The 18,632-nt window shown below is 68.5% G+C and carries 17 protein-coding genes and 2 tRNA genes; 13 read left to right on the forward strand and 6 right to left on the reverse strand.

The window, feature by feature from the left end:
• The 3 genes from HNR51_RS20800 to HNR51_RS20810 form a co-directional block, all read right to left on the reverse strand.
• Window positions 1–296 (reverse strand): transposase (locus tag HNR51_RS20800; protein ID WP_182556214.1); only part of this gene is annotated, 296 nt, incomplete at its 3' end.
• Between the two features lie 132 nt (window positions 297–428).
• Window positions 429–1,958, reverse strand: coding sequence for a site-specific integrase (locus HNR51_RS20805; RefSeq protein WP_306424271.1), 1,530 nt, complete (start codon window positions 1,956–1,958; stop codon window positions 429–431).
• Window positions 1,959–2,058: 100 nt separating this feature from the next.
• A tRNA-Ser gene (locus HNR51_RS20810) sits at window positions 2,059–2,148 on the reverse strand.
• 132 nt (window positions 2,149–2,280) lie between these two features.
• On the opposite strand from HNR51_RS20810, the gene HNR51_RS20815 reads away from it, so the two are divergent.
• From HNR51_RS20815 to HNR51_RS20850, 9 genes are all read left to right on the forward strand, one after another.
• Window positions 2,281–3,594 (forward strand): replication-associated recombination protein A, encoded by a 1,314-nt coding sequence (locus HNR51_RS20815; protein ID WP_182556359.1) that lies wholly within the window; start codon window positions 2,281–2,283, stop codon window positions 3,592–3,594.
• Window positions 3,595–3,628: 34 nt separating this feature from the next.
• Window positions 3,629–5,125, forward strand: a complete 1,497-nt coding sequence (locus HNR51_RS20820; protein ID WP_182556216.1) for a carboxypeptidase M32 — start codon at window positions 3,629–3,631, stop codon at window positions 5,123–5,125.
• Window positions 5,126–5,225: 100 nt separating this feature from the next.
• Window positions 5,226–6,473, forward strand: coding sequence for an Hsp70 family protein (locus HNR51_RS20825; RefSeq protein ID WP_182556217.1), 1,248 nt, complete (start codon window positions 5,226–5,228; stop codon window positions 6,471–6,473).
• A gap of 102 nt (window positions 6,474–6,575) precedes the next feature.
• A complete protein-coding gene (locus HNR51_RS20830; RefSeq protein ID WP_182556218.1) occupies window positions 6,576–6,923 on the forward strand; it encodes a hypothetical protein in 348 nt (115 codons plus the stop codon).
• 133 nt (window positions 6,924–7,056) lie between these two features.
• Window positions 7,057–8,397, forward strand: coding sequence for an RluA family pseudouridine synthase (locus HNR51_RS20835; protein ID WP_182556219.1), 1,341 nt, complete (start codon window positions 7,057–7,059; stop codon window positions 8,395–8,397).
• A 659-nt stretch (window positions 8,398–9,056) separates the two neighbouring features.
• Complete coding sequence (locus HNR51_RS20840) at window positions 9,057–9,758, forward strand: HAD-IA family hydrolase (protein ID WP_012452293.1); 702 nt, start codon at window positions 9,057–9,059, stop codon at window positions 9,756–9,758.
• A 104-nt stretch (window positions 9,759–9,862) separates the two neighbouring features.
• The gene (locus HNR51_RS20845) at window positions 9,863–10,666 is read left to right on the forward strand and encodes an ATP12 family chaperone protein (protein ID WP_182556220.1); all 804 of its coding nucleotides are present in this window, start codon (window positions 9,863–9,865) and stop codon (window positions 10,664–10,666) included.
• 172 nt (window positions 10,667–10,838) lie between these two features.
• Window positions 10,839–10,967 carry a hypothetical protein gene (locus HNR51_RS26820; RefSeq protein WP_273288652.1) on the forward strand — a complete coding sequence of 43 codons (129 nt, stop codon included), beginning with the start codon at window positions 10,839–10,841 and terminating at the stop codon, window positions 10,965–10,967.
• 235 nt (window positions 10,968–11,202) lie between these two features.
• On the forward strand, window positions 11,203–12,735 hold the full coding sequence (locus HNR51_RS20850; protein WP_012452295.1) for an acyl-CoA carboxylase subunit beta: 1,533 nt from the start codon (window positions 11,203–11,205) through the stop codon (window positions 12,733–12,735).
• Window positions 12,736–12,789: 54 nt separating this feature from the next.
• Here the strand turns inward: HNR51_RS20850 and HNR51_RS20855 are convergent, their stop codons facing one another.
• Both HNR51_RS20855 and HNR51_RS20860 read right to left on the reverse strand, forming a co-directional pair.
• The gene (locus HNR51_RS20855; RefSeq protein WP_182556221.1) at window positions 12,790–13,344 is read right to left on the reverse strand and encodes a tellurite resistance TerB family protein; all 555 of its coding nucleotides are present in this window, start codon (window positions 13,342–13,344) and stop codon (window positions 12,790–12,792) included.
• A 138-nt stretch (window positions 13,345–13,482) separates the two neighbouring features.
• Window positions 13,483–13,557 (reverse strand) — tRNA-Val (locus HNR51_RS20860).
• 231 nt (window positions 13,558–13,788) lie between these two features.
• Here HNR51_RS20860 and HNR51_RS20865 point away from each other — a divergent pair.
• The 4 genes from HNR51_RS20865 to HNR51_RS20880 all read left to right on the forward strand — a co-directional run bounded on the left by HNR51_RS20865 (window position 13,789) and on the right by HNR51_RS20880 (window position 17,254).
• On the forward strand, window positions 13,789–14,436 hold the full coding sequence (locus HNR51_RS20865; RefSeq protein ID WP_012452297.1) for a TetR/AcrR family transcriptional regulator: 648 nt from the start codon (window positions 13,789–13,791) through the stop codon (window positions 14,434–14,436).
• A complete protein-coding gene (gene ilvC, locus HNR51_RS20870) occupies window positions 14,433–15,488 on the forward strand; it encodes a ketol-acid reductoisomerase (protein ID WP_366932718.1) in 1,056 nt (351 codons plus the stop codon). Before HNR51_RS20865 ends, ilvC begins: the two co-directional genes overlap by 4 nt.
• Before the next feature lie 165 nt (window positions 15,489–15,653).
• Window positions 15,654–16,307 (forward strand): pyridoxamine 5'-phosphate oxidase family protein, encoded by a 654-nt coding sequence (locus HNR51_RS20875; RefSeq protein ID WP_012452299.1) that lies wholly within the window; start codon window positions 15,654–15,656, stop codon window positions 16,305–16,307.
• Window positions 16,308–16,429: 122 nt separating this feature from the next.
• The gene (locus HNR51_RS20880; RefSeq protein ID WP_182556222.1) at window positions 16,430–17,254 is read left to right on the forward strand and encodes a class I SAM-dependent methyltransferase; all 825 of its coding nucleotides are present in this window, start codon (window positions 16,430–16,432) and stop codon (window positions 17,252–17,254) included.
• A gap of 72 nt (window positions 17,255–17,326) precedes the next feature.
• Here the strand turns inward: HNR51_RS20880 and ccrA are convergent, their stop codons facing one another.
• Window positions 17,327–18,625, reverse strand: coding sequence for a crotonyl-CoA carboxylase/reductase (gene ccrA / locus HNR51_RS20885; RefSeq protein WP_012452301.1), 1,299 nt, complete (start codon window positions 18,623–18,625; stop codon window positions 17,327–17,329).
• Window positions 18,626–18,632: the final 7 nt, after the last annotated feature.

The raw sequence follows: 18,632 nt of genomic DNA on the forward strand, positions 1-18,632 counted from the left end.
TTGACGTAGGTGGCGTCGATGGCGTTGGCCTCGCCGGTCCATCCGGCCTTGGCCAGGGCGACCAGCATCGCCTTCCAGAAGCCGCGCCGGGACCAACGATTGAAGCGGTTGTAGATCGTGGTGGGCGGACCGTACTCCGACGGGCAATCGCACCAGCGACAGCCCGTCTTCACGACGTGGATGATGCCGGAGATGACCTGCCGGTCGTCGTTGCGTTCGGGCCCGGGCTGGTTCTTGGGCATGAACGGTTCGATGACCACCCACTGCTCGTCCGACAGCCAGAACAAGTCCGCCATGGCGCGCCTCCCTGTCTCAAGGTGCACCATTGAAGCCACATTACGTCGACAGATCAAAACCTTGATAGGGTTTTGACCCTAGGAGGTCTGCGGAGCCATTTTCCGTCCGCCTTTTCGAAGGCTCCCAACGGCTCAAACGGGAATTTCGGCCTCGCGATCCGTGTGAGCGAGCGTGTACCGTGGGAACAGCTCCATCTCGCTTGCCATCATCCTGACCGTGAATCCTCCGTACTTCCGGCCCTCGGTGTCCGGTGCGTGACCCTGGATGGCGTCGAGGACCGAGTCCCTCATCCCGCCCTGCCGCCCGCGTGTCTTGAAGCTGTGCCGCCAGCCGTGGTTGGGGTCCACGCCGACGTCGGTGATCCCGAGCTTCCGGACCCAGGCCGCCAGTCGTTCCCCAACCTTCTTCGAGAGCGGGTTGGCGTCCGAACCGCCGCGGCCCCGCGCCTTGTCGAAGAACAGCTCCTTCGATCGTGTGTCGACATAGTCGAGGAAACCCATCTCGATCAGGTGCGGGTGGATCGGGACGTCGCGGAACCGCTTCGTCTTCACCGTGCCGGCTTCCGGCGTGATGCGAAAGAACCGCACCCCGCCCTCGAAGCGAATGTCCTCGCGGCGCAGCTGCATCACCTCGCCGACCCGTGCGCCGGAATAGGCACACAGCCAGGGCACCCAGCGGCGGGCCGCAGCCTGCTCGGCGCTCAGGCGACCCCGCTGGGACGCGAGGGATGCCGCGAGGATGGTCGTGATCTCCGCCTCCGTGAAGAAGCGTTCGCGCAGGACGGGTCCCTCGACCACCTTCACGCGCAAACCGGCGCAAGGGTTCGCGGCGATCTTCCGCTTGCCCTGCATCCACCCGAACAGCGCCTTGGCCGAAGCGAGGTAGACATCGCGGATGGTCTTGTCGGCGCGCCCGTCCGTGGCCAGGGCGTCGACCCAGTCGGCGATGTTGTCCGGCGTGACGCGCGCCAGATCGTCGTGTCCGACGGACGCCTCCAGCGTCGCGAGAGCCGGCCGCCACCGCTTCCGGGTCGAGGCGGCGAGCTTCGATGCCTCGGCGTACTTCGAGAACCACTCGTCGAGCGGCAGGGCGACCGTGACCGGCTTGGCCGGCATCTTGGGAAAGCGCCCGGCCATCGGATCCGGGCTGAAATCCCCGTCGAGATACTTCAGGCTCTGCGTGTTCGCCTGAAGGATCGCCTTGGCGATCGCATACTCCAGGGAGCCTCGCGTCTCCGGATCGACGACCAACCCTTTTCGGGCGAGGTGACCGTCAATCTCCGGCCCGTACAGTCGCAGGAACGCCTTGCGGTTCGTCGAACCGGTATCCTCCACGAACCGCTCGATGATCCCGGTCGTGGCCAGGTTGTAGACCGGCGAGAACCGGCCGACTTGGAACTTGGCGATCAGGTCGTCGTAGACCTCGCCCGCGATGGCGTTGACTTCAAGCAGGTTGAGCCGCCGCACGCCGGCCCGCAAGTTGGCCCAGCGGGCTTCGACCTGGGCGGCATGCGCGGCGTGGCGGCGCTTGGCCTCGCCGACGTCCTTCGTCGCGAGGCTCGCCTTCTCCTCCCGCCGGCCGACGAGGGCCAGCAAGTCCTTTGGGACCCGCCTTCGGAACCAGAAGACGCCGGTCTTCGGATGGGGCCAGGGGCGCGACATCGCCAGAACCACGTGTGTACCACCCGTGTGTACCACCGGACGGCCGCTGAGTCGCTGTTTCCCTAGGGGATCGCTGAAAAGAAACGCTTTTCAGGATGAATGGCGGAGAGGGGGGGATTCGAACCCCCGATGGGCTTGCACCCATGCCGCATTTCGAGTGCGGTGCATTCAACCGCTCTGCCACCTCTCCGCAGAGGTGTCGCATCGACGGGATGCGCCCTAGCATGCGAAGCGCGGCCCCACAAGTCGGCTTCGTATGAGATGTGCGCGCTAACAGGCTGAGCCCTTGCGGAGAGGGGGAGCTGCGGTGTTCATGCCACCGATGTCCGACCTCTTCGCCTCCGCCGGCCTCGATGCCGCCGCACCTCGGCCGCTTGCCGATCGTCTGCGCCCGCGCCGGCTGTCAGAGGTCGTGGGACAAGAGCATCTAACCGGACCCGACGGAGCGCTGACCCGCCTGCTTGCTTCGCGCTCCCTTGGCTCGCTGGTGTTCTGGGGACCGCCCGGCACCGGCAAGACCACCGTGGCGCGGCTTCTCGCGCATGAGACCGAACTGCACTTCGAGCAGATCTCCGCGATCTTCTCCGGCATCGCCGACCTGCGGAAGGTGTTCGAGGCGGCCCGCAAGCGGCGGGCGACCGGTCAGGGCACCCTTTTGTTCGTCGATGAGATCCATCGCTTCAACCGGTCACAGCTCGATGCCTTCCTGCCGGTGATGGAGGATGGGACCGTTACGCTCGTCGGCGCGACGACGGAGAATCCGTCGTTCGAACTGAACGCCGCTTTGCTGTCGCGTGCCCGCGTGCTGCTGTTCCGCGCGCTGGATGCGACCGCGCTGGCCCGGTTGCTGGCCCGGGCCGAAGAGATGGAGGGCCAGGCGCTCCCCCTCGACGAGGAGGCCCGCGCCGCGCTGGTCCGCATGGCCGATGGCGACGGGCGGGCCGCGCTAACCCTGGCGGAAGAGGTCTGGCGCTCGGCCCGTCCCGGCGAAATCCTGGATGCGGAGAAGCTCCAGACCCTCGTTCAGCGCCGGGCGCCGATCTACGACAAGGCGCAGGAGGGGCATTACAACCTCATCTCCGCGCTGCATAAGACCGTGCGCGGCTCGGATCCGGATGCGGCGCTGTACTATCTCTGCCGGATGCTCGATGCCGGTGAGGACCGGCTGTTCATCGCCCGGCGCCTCGTGCGGATGGCCGTGGAGGATATCGGGCTTGCCGATCCGCAGGCCCTCGTCGTGGCCAACGCGGCCAAGGACGCCTTCGATTTCCTCGGTTCGCCCGAGGGCGAATTGGCGCTGGCGCAGGTCACCGTCTACCTCGCCTGCGCCCCGAAATCGAACGCGGTCTACACCGCCTACAAGGCGGCGACGCGGGTCGCGAAGGCCGCCGGCTCGCTCGCGCCGCCGCGCACGATCCTCAACGCTCCCACGGGGTTGATGAAGCGCATCGGCTACGGCGAGGGCTATCGCTACGACCATGACGAGCCCGACGCCTTTTCGGGTCAGGATTACTGGCCCGAGGCCCTCGGGCGCCAGCATTTCTACGAGCCGACCGACCGGGGCATGGAGACCCGTTACCGGGAGCGTCTGGCTTACTGGGAACGGCTGCGGCAGGAGCGGCGCGGCGAAGACTGATCATCCACGGCCATTCAAGGGACCTCGACCGATCATGCAGGCTTACGCGACGCTCACCGCCACCTTTGCCCGCCTCGGCGCGCTGGAGGATGCGAGCGGCATCCTCGGTTGGGACACGCAGACCCAGATGCCGGACGGCGCCTCCGACACCCGCGGCGAGCAACTCGCCGTGCTGAGCGTGCTCGCCCACGAGATCCTGACCGATCCCCGCAACGCCGAGCGGTTCGATGCGGCGGAGGCGGAAGGACAGCTCGGCCTATGGGAGCGGGCGAATCTGCGCGAGATGCGCCGGGCCTATGCCCACGCCTCGGCCGTGCCGGGCGATCTCGTCGCGGCGGCGTCGAGAGCGGCGACCCGCTGCGAGATGATCTGGCGCGAGGCGCGGCGCGACTCGGACTTCGCGCGGCTGCGCCCGCATCTCGAGGAGGTGCTGCGGCTGCGGCGTCTCGTCGGCGAGGCCAAGGGTGCGGCGCTCGGGCTCGATGCCTACGACGCGCTGCTCGACGGCTACGATCCCGGCATGCGGCGTGCCCGCATCGATCCGATCTTCGCCGAGCTGCGGGCCGTGCTGCCGGATCTTGTCGCCGCGGTGCGCGAGCGGCAGGCGGCCGAGCCGTCGCCCCTGCCGCTGCCGGGGCCGTTTCCCGTCGAGGTCCAGCGGGAGATCGGCCTCAGGCTGATGCGGGCGGTCGGGTTCGATTTCGCGCGGGGGCGGCTCGATGTCAGCCTGCACCCGTTCTGCGGTGGCGCCACCGACGATGTCCGTATCACCACCCGCTACGACGAAGCGAGCGCCACCGGCGCGCTGATGGGCGTGCTGCACGAGACCGGCCACGCGCTCTACGAACAGGGCCGCCCGTCGGCGTGGCGCCACCAGCCCGTCGGGCAGGCGCGCGGCATGAGCCTGCACGAGAGCCAGTCGCTGCTGGTCGAGATGCAGGCCTGCCGCTCGGCCGAGTTCTGCGCCTTCCTCGCGCCGACCCTGCGTCACGCGTTCGGCGGCGAGGGTCCGGCCTGGGACGCGGAGAACCTGCACCGCCTCTACACCCGTGTCGAGCCGGGCTTCATCCGGGTGGACGCCGACGAGGTGACCTATCCGGCCCACATCCTGCTGCGTTACCGCCTGGAGACGGCGATGATCGCGGGCGACCTCACGGTCGCCGACCTGCCCGGCGCCTTCAACGACGGCATGAAGGAGCTGCTGGGCCTTACCGTCCCCGATGACCGGCACGGCTGCCTTCAGGACATCCACTGGCCCGGCGGCAGCTTCGGTTACTTCCCGACCTACACCCTCGGGGCGCTGGCGGCCGCACAGCTCTTCAAGGCCGCCTGCGCCGCCCATCCCGGCATCCGTCCGGGGCTCGCCGCGGGCGATTTCTCGCAGCTGCGCGGCTGGCTGCAGGAGAATGTCCATGCTCGCGCGAGCCTGATGGAGACGGACGAATTGCTGATCGCCGCCACGGGTCAGCCGTTGGGCGCGCAGGATTTCCTGGCGCATCTGCGTCGCCGCTATCTCGGCGCGCAGGGCTGAGCATCGGGCCGTCCGTGTCACGGATCGGGGATTGCGCTCCGAGGCCGGGGGCCGTAACGGGGCCGCCCTCCCCTTTTCGTATCCAAGCGATCCGATCCCCATGGCGGCCTGCGGCCTCGATTTCGGCACGTCCAACACCACCCTCGGGATCGGCGCGGGCAATCGCCCGGTCCTGGTGCCGCTGGAGGGCGCACACCGCACCCTGCCGAGCGCGATCTTCTTCGCGCCCGGCCGCGACGCGCAGATCGGGCGGGCGGCGATCGAGGCCTATGTCGAGGGCACGCCCGGCCGGCTGATGCGGGCGCTCAAATCCGTGCTCGGCTCGCCCCTGATCGAGGAGACCACGCCGGTCGGGCGGGAGCGCATCCGTTTCCGCGATGTGATCGCCCGCTACCTCACCCTGGTGAAGACGCGCGCCGAGGCGGAGGCCGGCGTCGCTCTCGACACCGTGGTGCATGGCCGCCCGGTCCACTTCGTCGACAACGACCCGGCGGCGGACCGCAGGGCGGAGGACACGCTGCGACAGATCGCCGAAAGCATCGGCTTTCGCCACGTCCGATTCCAGTACGAGCCGATCGCCGCGGCGCTCGATTACGAGCGCACGGTGACGTCGGAGGAGATCGCGCTGATCGCCGATATCGGCGGCGGCACTTCGGATTTTTCCATCGTGCGCCTCTCGCCCGCGCGGCACCGGCGCGACGAGCGCGCCGAGGACATCCTGGCCAATGACGGCATCCGCATCGGCGGCACCGACTTCGACCGCAACCTCAGCCTCGGCGCGGTGATGCCGCTCCTCGGGCTCGGCAGCCCGATGAAGCGGGCGGACCTCGCGGTGCCGAGCGCCTATTTCCACGATCTCGCCACGTGGTCGAGCATCAACCGGCTCTACAATCCCAAGACCCTGCGCGAGATCGACGAAGTGGTGCGCGATGCCGCCCGGCCGGAACTCGTCTCACGGCTGCGCAACGTGGTCGAGGCGGAGCGCGGGCATTCGCTTGCCATGGCGGTGGAGGGGGCCAAGATCGCCGCCTCCGACCGGGGCATCGGCGCGGTCGATCTCGAATGGGTCGAGCCGGGCCTGTCGGCCGAGGTGGATCGCACGCGGCTCGCGGGCCACACGGACGACCTCGCGCACCGCATGGCGCAGCGGATCGGCCGCTGCCTCGATCAGGCGGGCCTCTCGGCCGAGCGGATCGACGCGCTGTTCCTCACCGGCGGCTCGACCGGCCTGCCGCATGTCCGCGCGGCCTTGACCGGTTGCGTGCCGGGCGCGCGGGTGGTCGATGGCGACACGTTCGGCTCGGTCGGGCTCGGGCTCACCCTGGAGGCGGCACGCCTCGCCGCCTGAGGCGGCGATCGTTCGCGACCGGCGGAACCTTCGCCCGCGGCGGCGGCCTATCCCGGACGCTTCCGGGTCGACGGAAGCCCATCCGCCGAGATGAGACCCCGCATGTCCCCCACATCGAACCGTCCCCGTTTTCAGACGGCGGGTATCGCCGTGTTCGCCGCCCTCCTGACCCTCCCGGCGGGAGCGGCCTTCGCCCAATCGGCCGGCGATCCGGCCAGCCCCGGCGGCGCGCGAACCAGCGGAAGCGGCTCGGACAACGGCGCCGGAGGCGCGGCGGCCGGCTCCGGCGGTGGGTCCGGTCAGGCACCGGGCAGCGGCTCGGAGACCGGACAGGGCGGCGATACCAGCGCCCGCGGCGGCGGTTCTTCCAGCGCTGGGCAGACCGGAACCGGCATGGGCGGATCGGCCGGGACCGGAATGTCCCGCGGCGGCAGTGGCACGGGACGCTGAGGCCCACCGCCTGCATCCGAACCGGCTGCGGCTCTGACCCGGCCATGCGCTGCACGCGGTCGCGGCGGGGGATTCTGCCGTGCGAGTCGCCGCAGCGCTTTGCGCCGTCATCTCAGGATGATAGCAGCGGCACATGAAGGGACGTCCTCCACATCGCGGGTCCGGCGCGAAACGCGGGCCCGGCGGCTTCGCCCCGCGGGCCGGCACCGGACCGCGCACATCCGCCAAGGAGGCCGCGCAGCGCGCCGCCCGCAATCGCGGCGAGGATGCCGGCGAACGCTCGCCCTGGGATGACAGCGCAGCGATCGAGGCCGCTCCCCGCCCGAAGCGCCCGCCCAGGGCTGCCGCTCCGAAAGCGGACGCACCGCGCACCGGTGCCAAGGCCGCTGTCGCCCGCGCGCCCCGTGCCGAGGCCCCTCCCCCGGCGGCCGGCCCGACGCGCCGGGAGCAGCGCGCCGCCGCCTCGGCGACGCTGGCGAGCGGCGTGCAGACGCTGACCGTCGCCCCCGACGAGGCCGGGATGCGCATCGACCGCTTCCTAGGCGCACGCTTCCCTCAGCTTCCCTTCACCCGCGTGCAGAGCATCGTCCGCAAGGGCGAGTTGCGGGTCGATGGCAAGCGCGCCAAGCCGAACGACCGGCTGGAGCCGGGTTCGAGCGTGCGCGTGCCGCCGCTGAAGCTCGAACAGCCGACCGACCGTCCGCGCAGCGCCGCCAAGGTCGAGGGGGACGCCGAGTTCCTGCGTTCGCTGATCCTCTACGAGGACGCGGACATGATGATTCTCAACAAGCCGTTCGGCCTCGCGGTCCAGGGCGGGTCGGGCACCGTGCGCCACGTCGACGGTCTGCTCGAGGCGTTGACCGGGCCGGACGGGCAGCGCCCGCGCCTCGTCCACCGCCTCGACAAGGACACCGCCGGCTGCCTGATCGTCGCCAAGACCCGGCTCGCGGCCGCGACGCTGGCCAAGAGCTTCCGCTCCCGCGCGGCGCGTAAGATCTACTGGGCACTGGTGGCGGGCGTGCCGCGCACCCGCCAGGGCCGGGTCTCGACCTATCTCGTCAAGGATGAGCCGACCGATGCCGATGCGCGCATGAGGGTAGCCAAGCATGGCGACGAGGGGGCGAGCCATGCGCTGACCTACTACGCCACCGTCGATCAGGCGGCGCAGAAGCTCGCTTGGCTTTCCCTGAAGCCCGTGACCGGCCGGACGCACCAGCTGCGCGCCCACGCTGCCCATATCGGCCATCCGATCGTCGGCGACCCGAAATACTTCGACGTCGAGAACTGGGAGTTGCCCGGCGGCATCCAGAACCGCCTGCACCTGCTTGCCCGCCGCATCGTGATCCCGCACCCGCGCACCGGTCAGCCGGTCGATATCAGTGCCCCGCTCCCGCCGCACATGGCGCAGAGCTGGAACCTGCTCGGCTTCGACGCCGCCCGCTACGACCCGATCGTCGAGGCGCCGGAAGCCTGACCGGCGCCGGAGCGTTTCACGAAAGCGAGGAGCGTCTTGGAAGATGGTTCTCGCGCCATAGCTTTTGCACAATCGGGATGCTGCGTGGACGGGGAGAGGACGAGATGCTTCTATCGTCTCTCCGTCCAAACCCGACGGCCGTTGCCGACCTTGCGGGGCGATGGGTTAGGGTCGCGCTTGCCGTCGGGACGTTCGAAGGTCGCCCCGCCGCCGGAAGCCGTGCAACGAGGTTCAGGATCGCATGAGGCTCGTCACGCTGTTGCCCGTCGCGCTCGCCGGCTTGCTCTGTGCCGCTGCGCCCGTCGGCGCGACGCCGCCCGGCAATGGAGCGCAGGGACAGGTTCAAGGACAATCGCAAGCGCAACCCCAGGGGCAGCCCCAGGGGCAGCCCCAAGGACAGCCCCAAGGACAGCCCCAGGCCGGCCTACCGCCTGCCTCCCAGGCGGCACCGGGATCGCGGGCGCAGGGTCAGGGGGCACGTCCAGGCGAACGTCGCCGCCGCATCTCCTATGCGGCCTGCAACCGTGAATCGCACCGCCGCAAGCTTTCCGGCGGCGCGCGCCGCCGCTTCCTCGTCCGTTGCCGCCTCGGCTACGAGCGGCGCCCGGCTTCCCAGCCGGCGCCGTCCCGCAGACCATGAGCCACGGGGCTTCCCGGCCTTGCTCAAGCTGATCGTCTTCGACGTCGATGGCACACTCGTCGACAGCCAGCACCTGATCGTGGAGGCGCAGCGGCGCGCCTTCTCCGAACACGGGCTGCCGGTGCCGCCGCGCAAGGAGGCCCTGTCCGTCGTTGGGCTGTCGCTGCCCGACGCGTTCCGGCGCCTCGTCGGAGAGGCCGGCCCGATCGAATCGCTCTCGCACAGCTACCGCAAGGCCTTCCAGGCGCTGCGCATCGATCCCGATTACGAGGAGCCGCTGTTTCCCGGCATGGCCGATCTGGTCGCGCGGCTGCATCGCCGCGACGACATCCAGCTCGGCATCGCCACCGGCAAGTCGCGCCGGGGCGTCGATCACCTCGTGGACAAGCACGGCTGGGAACGCTGGTTCGCCACGATCCAGACCGCGGACGACGCCCCGTCCAAGCCCGACCCGGCGATGCTGCTCCAGGCGATGGCCGAAGCCGGCGCCGAACCCTCGATGACGGTGATGATCGGCGACACCACCTACGACATGATGATGGCCAGGAGCGCCGGCGTGGCCGCGATCGGCGTCGGCTGGGGCTATCACGCCCCCGGCGCGCTGTTCGGCGCGGGCGCAGTGACGGTCGTCGAGTCGGCCGCCTCCCTGAGCGACCTGTTCTCCGGTCCCCTGGATGAGGCGCAGCCGGGCCCGGTGACGGAGCGGCTCGCGACCCCGTAGGTACCGCCCACCCGAACGCCGCCGGCGGCCCGTCCGGACCGTCTGTTCGCGGCCCACCGCTCCGGCGACTCGCGCAAGAGCCCGAGAAATCCTATTTGCGGCCCATGAGCACTTCAGGCGACGACGTCACCCGTGATTGGCTGGGCGAGCCCGGCGACGATGGCAAGCACGATCCCGTTCGGGCCGCGCGCGCCAGCACCGCACCGACCCTGCCCAAGCGCTTCTACGCGCAGGCCGGTATCGCGGAAGCCGAGGGCGGCTTCCGCCTCGTACTCGACGGGCGCGGCGCCAACACGCCGGGCCGCCGGCCGCTCGTGGTGCCCGATATCGGGCTCGGCGAAGCACTTGCGGCGGAATGGGCTGCGCAGGAGACGGTGATCGATCCGCGCACGATGCCGCTGACCCGCCTCGTCAACACCACGATCGACGGTGTGGTCGAGCGCCGCGCCGCGGTCGCGGAGGATCTCGGCGCCTTCGCCGGCACCGATCTCGTCGCCTACCGCGCCGGAACGCCGGAACGCCTCGTCGCCGAGCAGGCCGCCGCCTGGGATCCCCTCGTCGCCTGGGCCGCCGAAACCTTCGGGGCACGGCTGTTCCTCGCCGAGGGCGTCATGCATGTCGAGCAGCCGGAGGGCTCCGTGGCGGCCTTGCGTGCGGCGATCGACGCGGTGGACGATCCGTTCCGTCTCGCGGCGCTCCACGCGCTGACGACGCTGACCGGCTCCCTGGTGATCGCCCTGGCGGTGCTGCACCGCCGACTGGGCGCGGACGAGGCCTGGGCGGCAGCGCATGTGGACGAGACGTATCAGGCGAGCGTCTGGGGCCGCGACGCGGAGGCCGAGGCTCGCCTCGCCCACCGCCGGGCGGAATTCGACGCCGCGGCCACGGTGGCGCAGCGCCGGAGCTGAACGGCGCGCTGCCTCCGGACGATGCTCGGCCCGGTCACTTGCGAGGCATCGTGCTTCTTCTTGGAGCGATTGAATTAATTCAATCGCTTCCAGCTCAAGTGTCGCTTCTGTGCACTATCGGCGCGACCTGCCGACGCCCCAATCTCGGAGACGTCCGACTTTGGAGACGAACGTGCCGACCCTTCGAATCACCACCCGGCAGATCACCCTGGCTGCCCTCACGGCGGTGCTCACGCTGAGCGCCGCAGCCTGCGCGACCAAGCCTCCGCCCGCACCGGCGCCCCTCGTCAAGAAGGGCTGAGCGCGACGGGTCTAACCCATCGAACATGCAAGCGAGCGGGCAGCCCCGTCCTTCGGGCCGGGGCTGCACCGGCGGGCCACGCCTGAAACGCGGATTGGCTTAAAGACGCCCCTCCCTAGCCGTTTCCGAGGGCCGGAACGCGTGCTAAGGGCGATCGAACGATACAAGGTCAAGCTCTTGCGCTCTGATCTGTATTCAAAAAACGATTTCGATCGCCAGGGAGTCTCGCCGGATCATGAAGGACATTCTCGAGAAGCTTGAGGAGCGCCGCGCGCAGGCCCGGCTCGGCGGCGGGGAAAAGCGGCTCGAGGCCCAGCACAAGCGCGGCAAGCTGACGGCGCGCGAGCGCATCGAACTCCTGCTCGACCACGGGTCGTTCGAGGAATTCGACATGTTCGTGCAGCATCGCTCCACCGATTTCGGCATGGAGAAGCAGAAGATCCCCGGCGACGGCGTCGTCACCGGCTGGGGCACCGTCAACGGTCGCACCGTCTTCCTGTTCTCGAAGGACTTCACGGTCTTCGGCGGCTCGCTCTCCGAGGCGCACGCGGCCAAGATCGTCAAGGTCCAGGACATGGCGCTCAAGATGCGCGCCCCGATCATCGGCATTTTTGACGCCGGTGGCGCCCGCATCCAGGAGGGCGTGGCGGCGCTCGGCGGCTATGGCGAGGTGTTCCGCCGCAACGTCGCCGCCTCCGGCGTGATCCCGCAGATCTCGGTCATCATGGGTCCCTGCGCCGGCGGCGACGTCTACTCCCCGGCCATGACCGACTTCATCTTCATGGTGCGCGACACGAGCTACATGTTCGTGACCGGCCCGGACGTGGTGAAGACCGTCACCAACGAGGTCGTCACCGCCGAGGAACTCGGCGGCGCCAAGGTGCACACCACGAAGTCCTCGATCGCCGACGGCTCGTTCGAGAACGACGTCGAGGCGATCCTCCAGATCCGCCGCCTGCTCGACTTCCTGCCCGCCAACAACATCGAGGGCGTGCCGGAGATCGAGAGCTTCGACGACGTTAACCGCCTCGACAAGTCGCTCGACACCCTGATCCCGGACAACCCGAACAAGCCCTACGACATGGGCGAGCTGATCCGCCGGGTCGTGGACGAGGGCGATTTCTTCGAGATCCAGGCGGCCTACGCCCGCAACATCATCACCGGCTTCGGCCGCATCGAGGGCCGCACCGTCGGGTTCGTGGCCAACCAGCCGCTGGTGCTGGCCGGCGTGCTCGATTCGGACGCCTCCCGCAAGGCGGCCCGCTTCGTGCGCTTCTGCAACGCCTTCTCGATCCCGATCGTCACCTTCGTCGACGTGCCGGGCTTCCTGCCCGGAACGGCGCAGGAATATGGCGGCCTGATCAAGCACGGCGCCAAGCTGCTCTTCGCCTACTCGCAGGCCACCGTGCCGCTCGTCACCATCATCACCCGGAAAGCCTTCGGCGGCGCCTACGACGTCATGGCGTCGAAGCATGTCGGCGCCGACCTCAACTACGCTTGGCCGACGGCACAGATCGCGGTGATGGGTGCAAAGGGCGCGGTCGAGATCATTTTCCGCGCCGAAATCGGCGACGCGGACAAGATTGCCGAGCGCACCAAGGAATACGAGGACCGCTTCCTGTCGCCCTTCGTGGCGGCGGAGCGCGGCTACATCGACGAGGTGATCATGCCCCATTCCACCCGCAAGCGCATCGCGCGGGCGCTGGGGATGCTGCGCACCAAGGAGATGGAGCAGCCCTGGAAGAAGCACGACAACATCCCGCTCTGAGGCGGGTACGCCGGCCGCCCTTCGGGGCGGCCTTTTCGTTTCGGGGTCTTGTGCCTAGCCGAAATGCCCGGCCCGGCTCGCCGCCAGTTCGGGCTTGCCGGCGATCAGGCGCCGCTTCAGCCGCACCAGCGCCTCGCGCTGCAACTCGCTCGGCGCGGAATGGGCGGAGGCGACCTGGGTCAGCATGTCCACGAACTGCACCCGCTCCTCGTTGGTCAGCTTCTCGCGAAACAGCGGCAGCAGCGGATCGGCGACGAGAGAGAAGGGGCGGCGCTCCTGTGTGTAGCGCCATGCCCGATCGAAGGTCGCGGAGATCGTCTGGATCTCCAGCGGATTCTCCATGAACTCGAGGATGCGCGTCTTCTCGGAGGCCGTGATCGGACTACCGGTGCGCACGATCTGGATCATCAGGATCACCGCAGCGAGCCGCACGTCGTTCACCCGCTGGAGCGGACTCCCGACGATGCTCTCGAAGGCCGACTTCGCCCGGCGCTGCAGCCCCTTGGTGTCCTGATCGATCTCCTTGAGCTGCTTGACCGTGTAGTGGGCGCGCAGGAGCCAGAACAGAACACTGGCGACGACGGCGGTGAAGATGATGAGGACCGGCAACAGGCGTCTCCGCGAATCCACACATGATGCGAATCGCTGCGTAAACGACCATGCAGATGACGGAGGGTCAAATGCGGGCAGCGCGCGGATCGAATGAATTCTTCGTGCGGATACGACCAGATGTCGTTGAGAAGGGCGTGGTGGGCGCGACAGGGATCGAACCTGTGACCCTTCGCGTGTGAAGCGAATGCTCTCCCGCTGAGCTACGCACCCGAGCCCCGACGTGCCGCTTGCGGAAGCGCGGCACGGGCGTCGCCGTGGCGACGGAGGGCCGTATACGCTGAGGCCGTGCGCTCGGCAAGCGGCTTCCGCGCCTCCGCGACAGATTCATGTCGAGCCCTGCCCCGACTGAAGAGATGACGCCCGACCCCGGCTTGCAGCGTGAAGCCGAACTCGCTACGGGAGGCGTACCGTACGGTACGGTACGGATTCGATCGCCGGATCATGCAACCAAGTCCCGCCCTCATCGACGAGCCCCCGAGCGAGACGCCCTCCCCGCGTCAGCAGGCGGTGCTGGACGCCGCCCTGGCGCTGATGGTCGAGGGCAACGACCCGCTCACCATGGATGCGGTGGCGCGCCGGGCGAGCTGCTCGAAGGAAACGCTCTACAAGTGGTTCGGCGACCGGGACGGCCTCCTGACCGCGACGGTGCGCTGGCAAGCCTCGCGGGTGCATGCCGGCCGTTACGAGGTCAGCGGCCTCGACGCGACGACCCTGCGTGAAAACCTCCTCGACTTCGCCGAGAGCTGGCTCGCGGTGATCGGCAGCCGCACTTCGGTGGCGCTCAACCGCATCGCCATCGCCGAGGCGGGTTCGCGCCGGAGCAATCTCGGCGGCATCGTCCTGGCGAATGGTCGCTTCGCCATCGGCGAGCGGGTGAAGCCGGTGCTGGAGGCCGGCCGCGCGGCGGGTCTCCTCGCCTTCGAGGACAGCGAGGCGGCGTTCCGGACCTTCTTCGGTCTGGTGGGCCGCGATATCCAGATCAGACTTCTCCTCGGCGACGCGCTCGATCTCGACGCCGCCGGGATCCGGAGCGACGCGGCCCGTGCCGTCGAGCAGTTCCTGGCCCTCTACGGCCGGGCGAAACCCTGAACCGAAACTATTCAACCGGAGAGGACACCACCATGCGCGTCTATTACGATCGCGACGCCGACCTGAACCTGATCAAGGGCAAGAAGGTCGTCATCGTCGGCTACGGCTCCCAGGGCCACGCCCACGCGCTGAACCTGCGCGATTCGGGCGTGAAGGACATCGTCATCGCGCTGCGCGAGGGCTCGGCCACCGCCAAGAAGGCCGAGCACGAGGGCTTCAAGGTGATGAACGTCGCCGATGCCGCCAAGTGGGGCGACGTGGTGATGATGCTCACCCCCGACGAGCTGCAGGGCGACATCTACAAGGAGTCGCTCGAGGGCAACATGAAGCAGGGCGCCGCGCTCCTGTTCGCCCACGGCCTCAACGTGCACTTCAACCTGATCGAGCCGCGCAAGGATCTCGACGTGCTGATGGTCGCCCCGAAGGGCCCCGGCCACACCGTGCGCGGCGAGTACCTCAAGGGCGGCGGCGTGCCGACCCTGATCGCCATCGCCCAGGACGCCTCGGGCAACGCCCATGACCTCGGCCTGTCCTACGCCTCGGCCAATGGCGGCGGCCGCGCCGGCATCATCGAGACGACCTTCAAGGAAGAGTGCGAGACCGACCTGTTCGGTGAGCAGGCCGTGCTCTGCGGCGGCCTCGTCGAGCTCATCAAGGCCGGCTTCGAGACCCTGGTCGAGGCGGGCTACGCCCCCGAGATGGCCTATTTCGAGTGCCTGCACGAGGTGAAGCTGATCGTCGACCTCATCTACGAGGGCGGCATCGCCAACATGAACTACTCGATCTCGAATACCGCCGAGTACGGCGAGTACGTCACCGGTCCGCGCATCGTCACGCCGGAGACCAAGGCCGAGATGAAGCGCGTCCTCAACGACATCCAGTCGGGTATCTTCACCCGCAATTGGATGCTGGAGAACAAGGTCGGCCAGACCTCGTTCAAGGCCACCCGCGCCAAGCTCGCCGCCCACCCGATCGAGGAAGTCGGTGCCAAGCTCCGCGGCATGATGCCGTGGATCTCCGAGAAGGCCCTGGTCGACAAGACCAAGAACTGATTTGGCATCGGCAGGCCGGGTTTCGCTCGGCCTCCACCGTCGCGAGGAAGGCCGGTTCGCGCGAGCGTGACCGGCCTTTTTTGCGGCCCCGTTTGCGACCTCACGTCTTTGCCTTAAACGCTGCCTGGTGGAGGCCCGAGGCAACGGGCCCCGGAGGAGACGCTCATGGCATCGCTCTACTCGGAGGCGCATCGCGCGCTCCAAGAGGAATTCGGCACGACCAAGCTCGCCGTGCGCCTCGACGAGGACTGGGTGCACGAGACGGTCCAGCCGGAGGAAGCCGCCTTCATCGGCTCGCGCGACATGTTCTTCCTGTCCACCGTCGATCCCGATGGGATGCCGACGGTGTCCTACAAGGGCGGCCCGACCGGCTTCGTGAAGGTGGTCGACGGCTCGACGCTGGTGTTTCCCGGCTTCGACGGCAACGGCATGTTCTACTCGGTCGGCAACATCGCCGGGCAGGCCAAGGTCGGCCTGCTGTTCATCGATTTCGAGACGCCGCACCGCATCCGGGTGCAGGGCCACGCTTCGCTGCTGCGCGACGACCCGCTGATGGCCGAGTATACGGAAGCGAAGTACCTCGTGAAGGTCGACGTGACCAAGATCTGGGTCAACTGCCCGCGCTACATCCACAAGTACAAGAAGCTCGAGCAGAACAAGTACGTTCCCCGCCCGAACCGCGAGACGCCGCTCGCGGCCTGGAAGCGGCTCGATCTCGCCGGCGACGTCATCAGTGACGAGGACAAGGCGCGGGTCGCCAAGGAAGGCCGCCTCGAAGTCTCGGAATACGAGGCGCTCGTCGCCCGCGGCGAGGCCTGAGACCGACGGACGGCCTCTCGCAATCGTTCGACCCGGCCGGCTTTACGCGCTGCGCCGGGTCGTGCTTCGTGCGCGCGATCGCGAACAGCGCGACGGGCCGCCTCCGGGCAAGATAACCTGAAATGACGTTCCTCAGACGAACTCTGCAGAACCATCCGCAGATCAAGCGGGCGATCAAGTCCGTTGCCAAGTCGGCGGGCCTGTTCCGCGACAGCCCGGCTAACGACTTCTATCGCGATCTGGCCGAGGTGAAGACGCGCGGAGACGACGCCTTCTCGACGCTGTTCTACGGCTATGACGGCGACCACCTGATCAACAAGTGGAACCACTTCCTGCCGATCTACAGCCGGCTGTTCGCGCCCTACCGCAACGGCATGCCGGACGGGCGTCCGCTCCGCTTCCTCGAAATCGGCGTCTACGAGGGCGGTTCGCTCGATCTCTGGCGCCGCTTCTTCGGCGAGTCCGCCATCCTCTACGGCATCGACGTCGATCCGCGCTGCGCCGTGTTCGACGGGCGCGCGGCCCAGGTCCGCATCGGCTCGCAGGCCGATCCGGCCTTCCTTCGTTCCGTGGTCGCGGAGATGGGCGGCGTCGACATCGTCCTCGATGACGGCAGCCATGTCGCGAGCCACCAGCGGGTGAGCTTCGAGACGCTGTTCCCGCTCCTGGCGGAGGACGGGCTCTACGTCGCCGAAGACCTGCACACCTCGTACTGGCGCGACTACGAGGGCGGCTACCGCCGCAAGGGCACGTTCCTGGAGATGACCAAGGCGTTCATCGACGACATGCACGCTTGGTATCACGACCGCGGCGCGCGGGAGATCGGGCGCGGCATCGGCGCGATCCACGTCTACGACAGCATCGTCGCCTTCGAGAAGGGCGGCGGTGAGCGGCCGTTCCACACCACCATCGGCACGCCGCAGCGGGCGATCGACCGGGTGCGCTGAGCGCCTCCCCGAACGAAAAGAGCCCGCGCATCCGTTGGGATGCACGGGCCCTTATTCGTCATGTCGAGCGGCTTACATCGCCTTGAGCGGGCCGGCCTCGATCACGTCCTCGACCGTGCGCAGACCGGCGCGGGTGGAGTTGACGAGCACCGCCATGTTGCCCGGCGGGTGCTGGTTCTTCCACATCTTGGTGTGGGCGGCCGGGATCTTGTCCCAGGGGAACACCTCGCTCATGCAGGGATCGACGCGCCGGTCCATGACGAACTGGTTGGCGGCCGAGGCCTGCTTGAGGTGGGCGAAGTGCGAGCCCTGGATGCGCTTCTGGCGCATCCAGACGTAGCGGGCGTCGAAGGTGATGTTGAAGCCGGTCGTGCCGGCGCAGAACACCACCATGCCGCCGCGCTTCACCACCAGCGACGAGACCGGGAAGGTCGCCTCGCCGGGATGCTCGAACACGATATCGACGTCGTTGCCCTTGCCGGTGATGTCCCAGATCGCCTTGCCGAACTTCCGGGCTTCCTTGAGCCAGGTGTTGTATTCAGGCGAATTCACCTTCGGGAGCTGACCCCAGCAGTCGAAGTCCTTGCGGTTGATCACGCCCTTGGCGCCGAGGCTCATGACGTAGTCGCGCTTCGACTCGTCGGAGATCACCGCGATGGCGTTGGCGCCCGAGGCGGCGCAGAGCTGCACGCCGAACACGCCGAGACCGCCCGAGGCGCCCCAGATCAGCACGTTCTGGCCCGGACGCACGGTGTGCGGCGCGTGGCCGAACAGCATGCGGTAGGCGGTGGCGAGCGTCAGCGTGTAGCAGGCGGCCTCTTCCCAGGTGAGGTGCTTCGGGCGCTGCATCAGCTGGCGCGACTGCACCCGGCAGAACTGGGCGAAGGAGCCGTCGCCGGTCTCGTAACCCCAGATGCGCTGGGTCGGCGAGAACATCGGATCGCCGCCGTTGCACTCCTCGTCGTCGCCGTCGTCCTGGTTGCAGTGAACGATGACCTCGTCGCCGACCTTCCAGCGCTTCACCTTGGCGCCGACCTTCCAGACGATGCCCGACGCGTCGGATCCGGCGATGTGGTACTCGCCCTTGTGCACGTCGAAGGGCGAGATCGGCTCGCCGAGACCGGCCCAGACGCCGTTGTAGTTCACGCCCGCGGCCATGACGTAGACGAGCACTTCGTCGTCGCCGATGTCCCAGACCGGCAGGACTTCGAGCTGGTGCGACTCTTCCGGCGGCCCGTGGCGCTCGCGGCGGATCGCCCAGGCGTACATCTTGGCGGGCACGTGGCCGAGCGGGGGAATCTCGCCGAGCTCGTAAAGGTCCTTGGCTTCTGCCGTCTGCCCGGTCCAGGCCGGCGCTGCACTTGCAGCCATCGTGGCA

Source organism: Methylorubrum thiocyanatum, from assembly GCA_014138645.1.
GTDB classification, from domain to species: domain Bacteria; phylum Pseudomonadota; class Alphaproteobacteria; order Rhizobiales; family Beijerinckiaceae; genus Methylobacterium; species Methylobacterium thiocyanatum.

Excerpts from the sequence above, each read along its gene's own strand:
- HNR51_RS20805 (WP_306424271.1), bottom strand. The coding sequence starts at position 1,958 with ATGTCGCGCCCCTGGCCCCATCCGAAGACCGGCGTCTTCTGGTTCCGA.
- HNR51_RS20815 (WP_182556359.1), top strand. The coding sequence starts at position 2,281 with ATGTCCGACCTCTTCGCCTCCGCCGGCCTCGATGCCGCCGCACCTCGG.
- HNR51_RS20835 (WP_182556219.1), top strand. The coding sequence starts at position 7,057 with ATGAAGGGACGTCCTCCACATCGCGGGTCCGGCGCGAAACGCGGGCCC.
- ccrA (WP_012452301.1), bottom strand. The coding sequence starts at position 18,625 with ATGGCTGCAAGTGCAGCGCCGGCCTGGACCGGGCAGACGGCAGAAGCC.
- HNR51_RS20875 (WP_012452299.1), top strand. The coding sequence starts at position 15,654 with ATGGCATCGCTCTACTCGGAGGCGCATCGCGCGCTCCAAGAGGAATTC.
- HNR51_RS20880 (WP_182556222.1), top strand. The coding sequence starts at position 16,430 with ATGACGTTCCTCAGACGAACTCTGCAGAACCATCCGCAGATCAAGCGG.
- HNR51_RS20850 (WP_012452295.1), top strand. The coding sequence starts at position 11,203 with ATGAAGGACATTCTCGAGAAGCTTGAGGAGCGCCGCGCGCAGGCCCGG.
- HNR51_RS20830 (WP_182556218.1), top strand. The coding sequence starts at position 6,576 with ATGTCCCCCACATCGAACCGTCCCCGTTTTCAGACGGCGGGTATCGCC.
- HNR51_RS20845 (WP_182556220.1), top strand. The coding sequence starts at position 9,863 with ATGAGCACTTCAGGCGACGACGTCACCCGTGATTGGCTGGGCGAGCCC.
- HNR51_RS20865 (WP_012452297.1), top strand. The coding sequence starts at position 13,789 with ATGCAACCAAGTCCCGCCCTCATCGACGAGCCCCCGAGCGAGACGCCC.
- HNR51_RS20825 (WP_182556217.1), top strand. The coding sequence starts at position 5,226 with ATGGCGGCCTGCGGCCTCGATTTCGGCACGTCCAACACCACCCTCGGG.
- HNR51_RS20820 (WP_182556216.1), top strand. The coding sequence starts at position 3,629 with ATGCAGGCTTACGCGACGCTCACCGCCACCTTTGCCCGCCTCGGCGCG.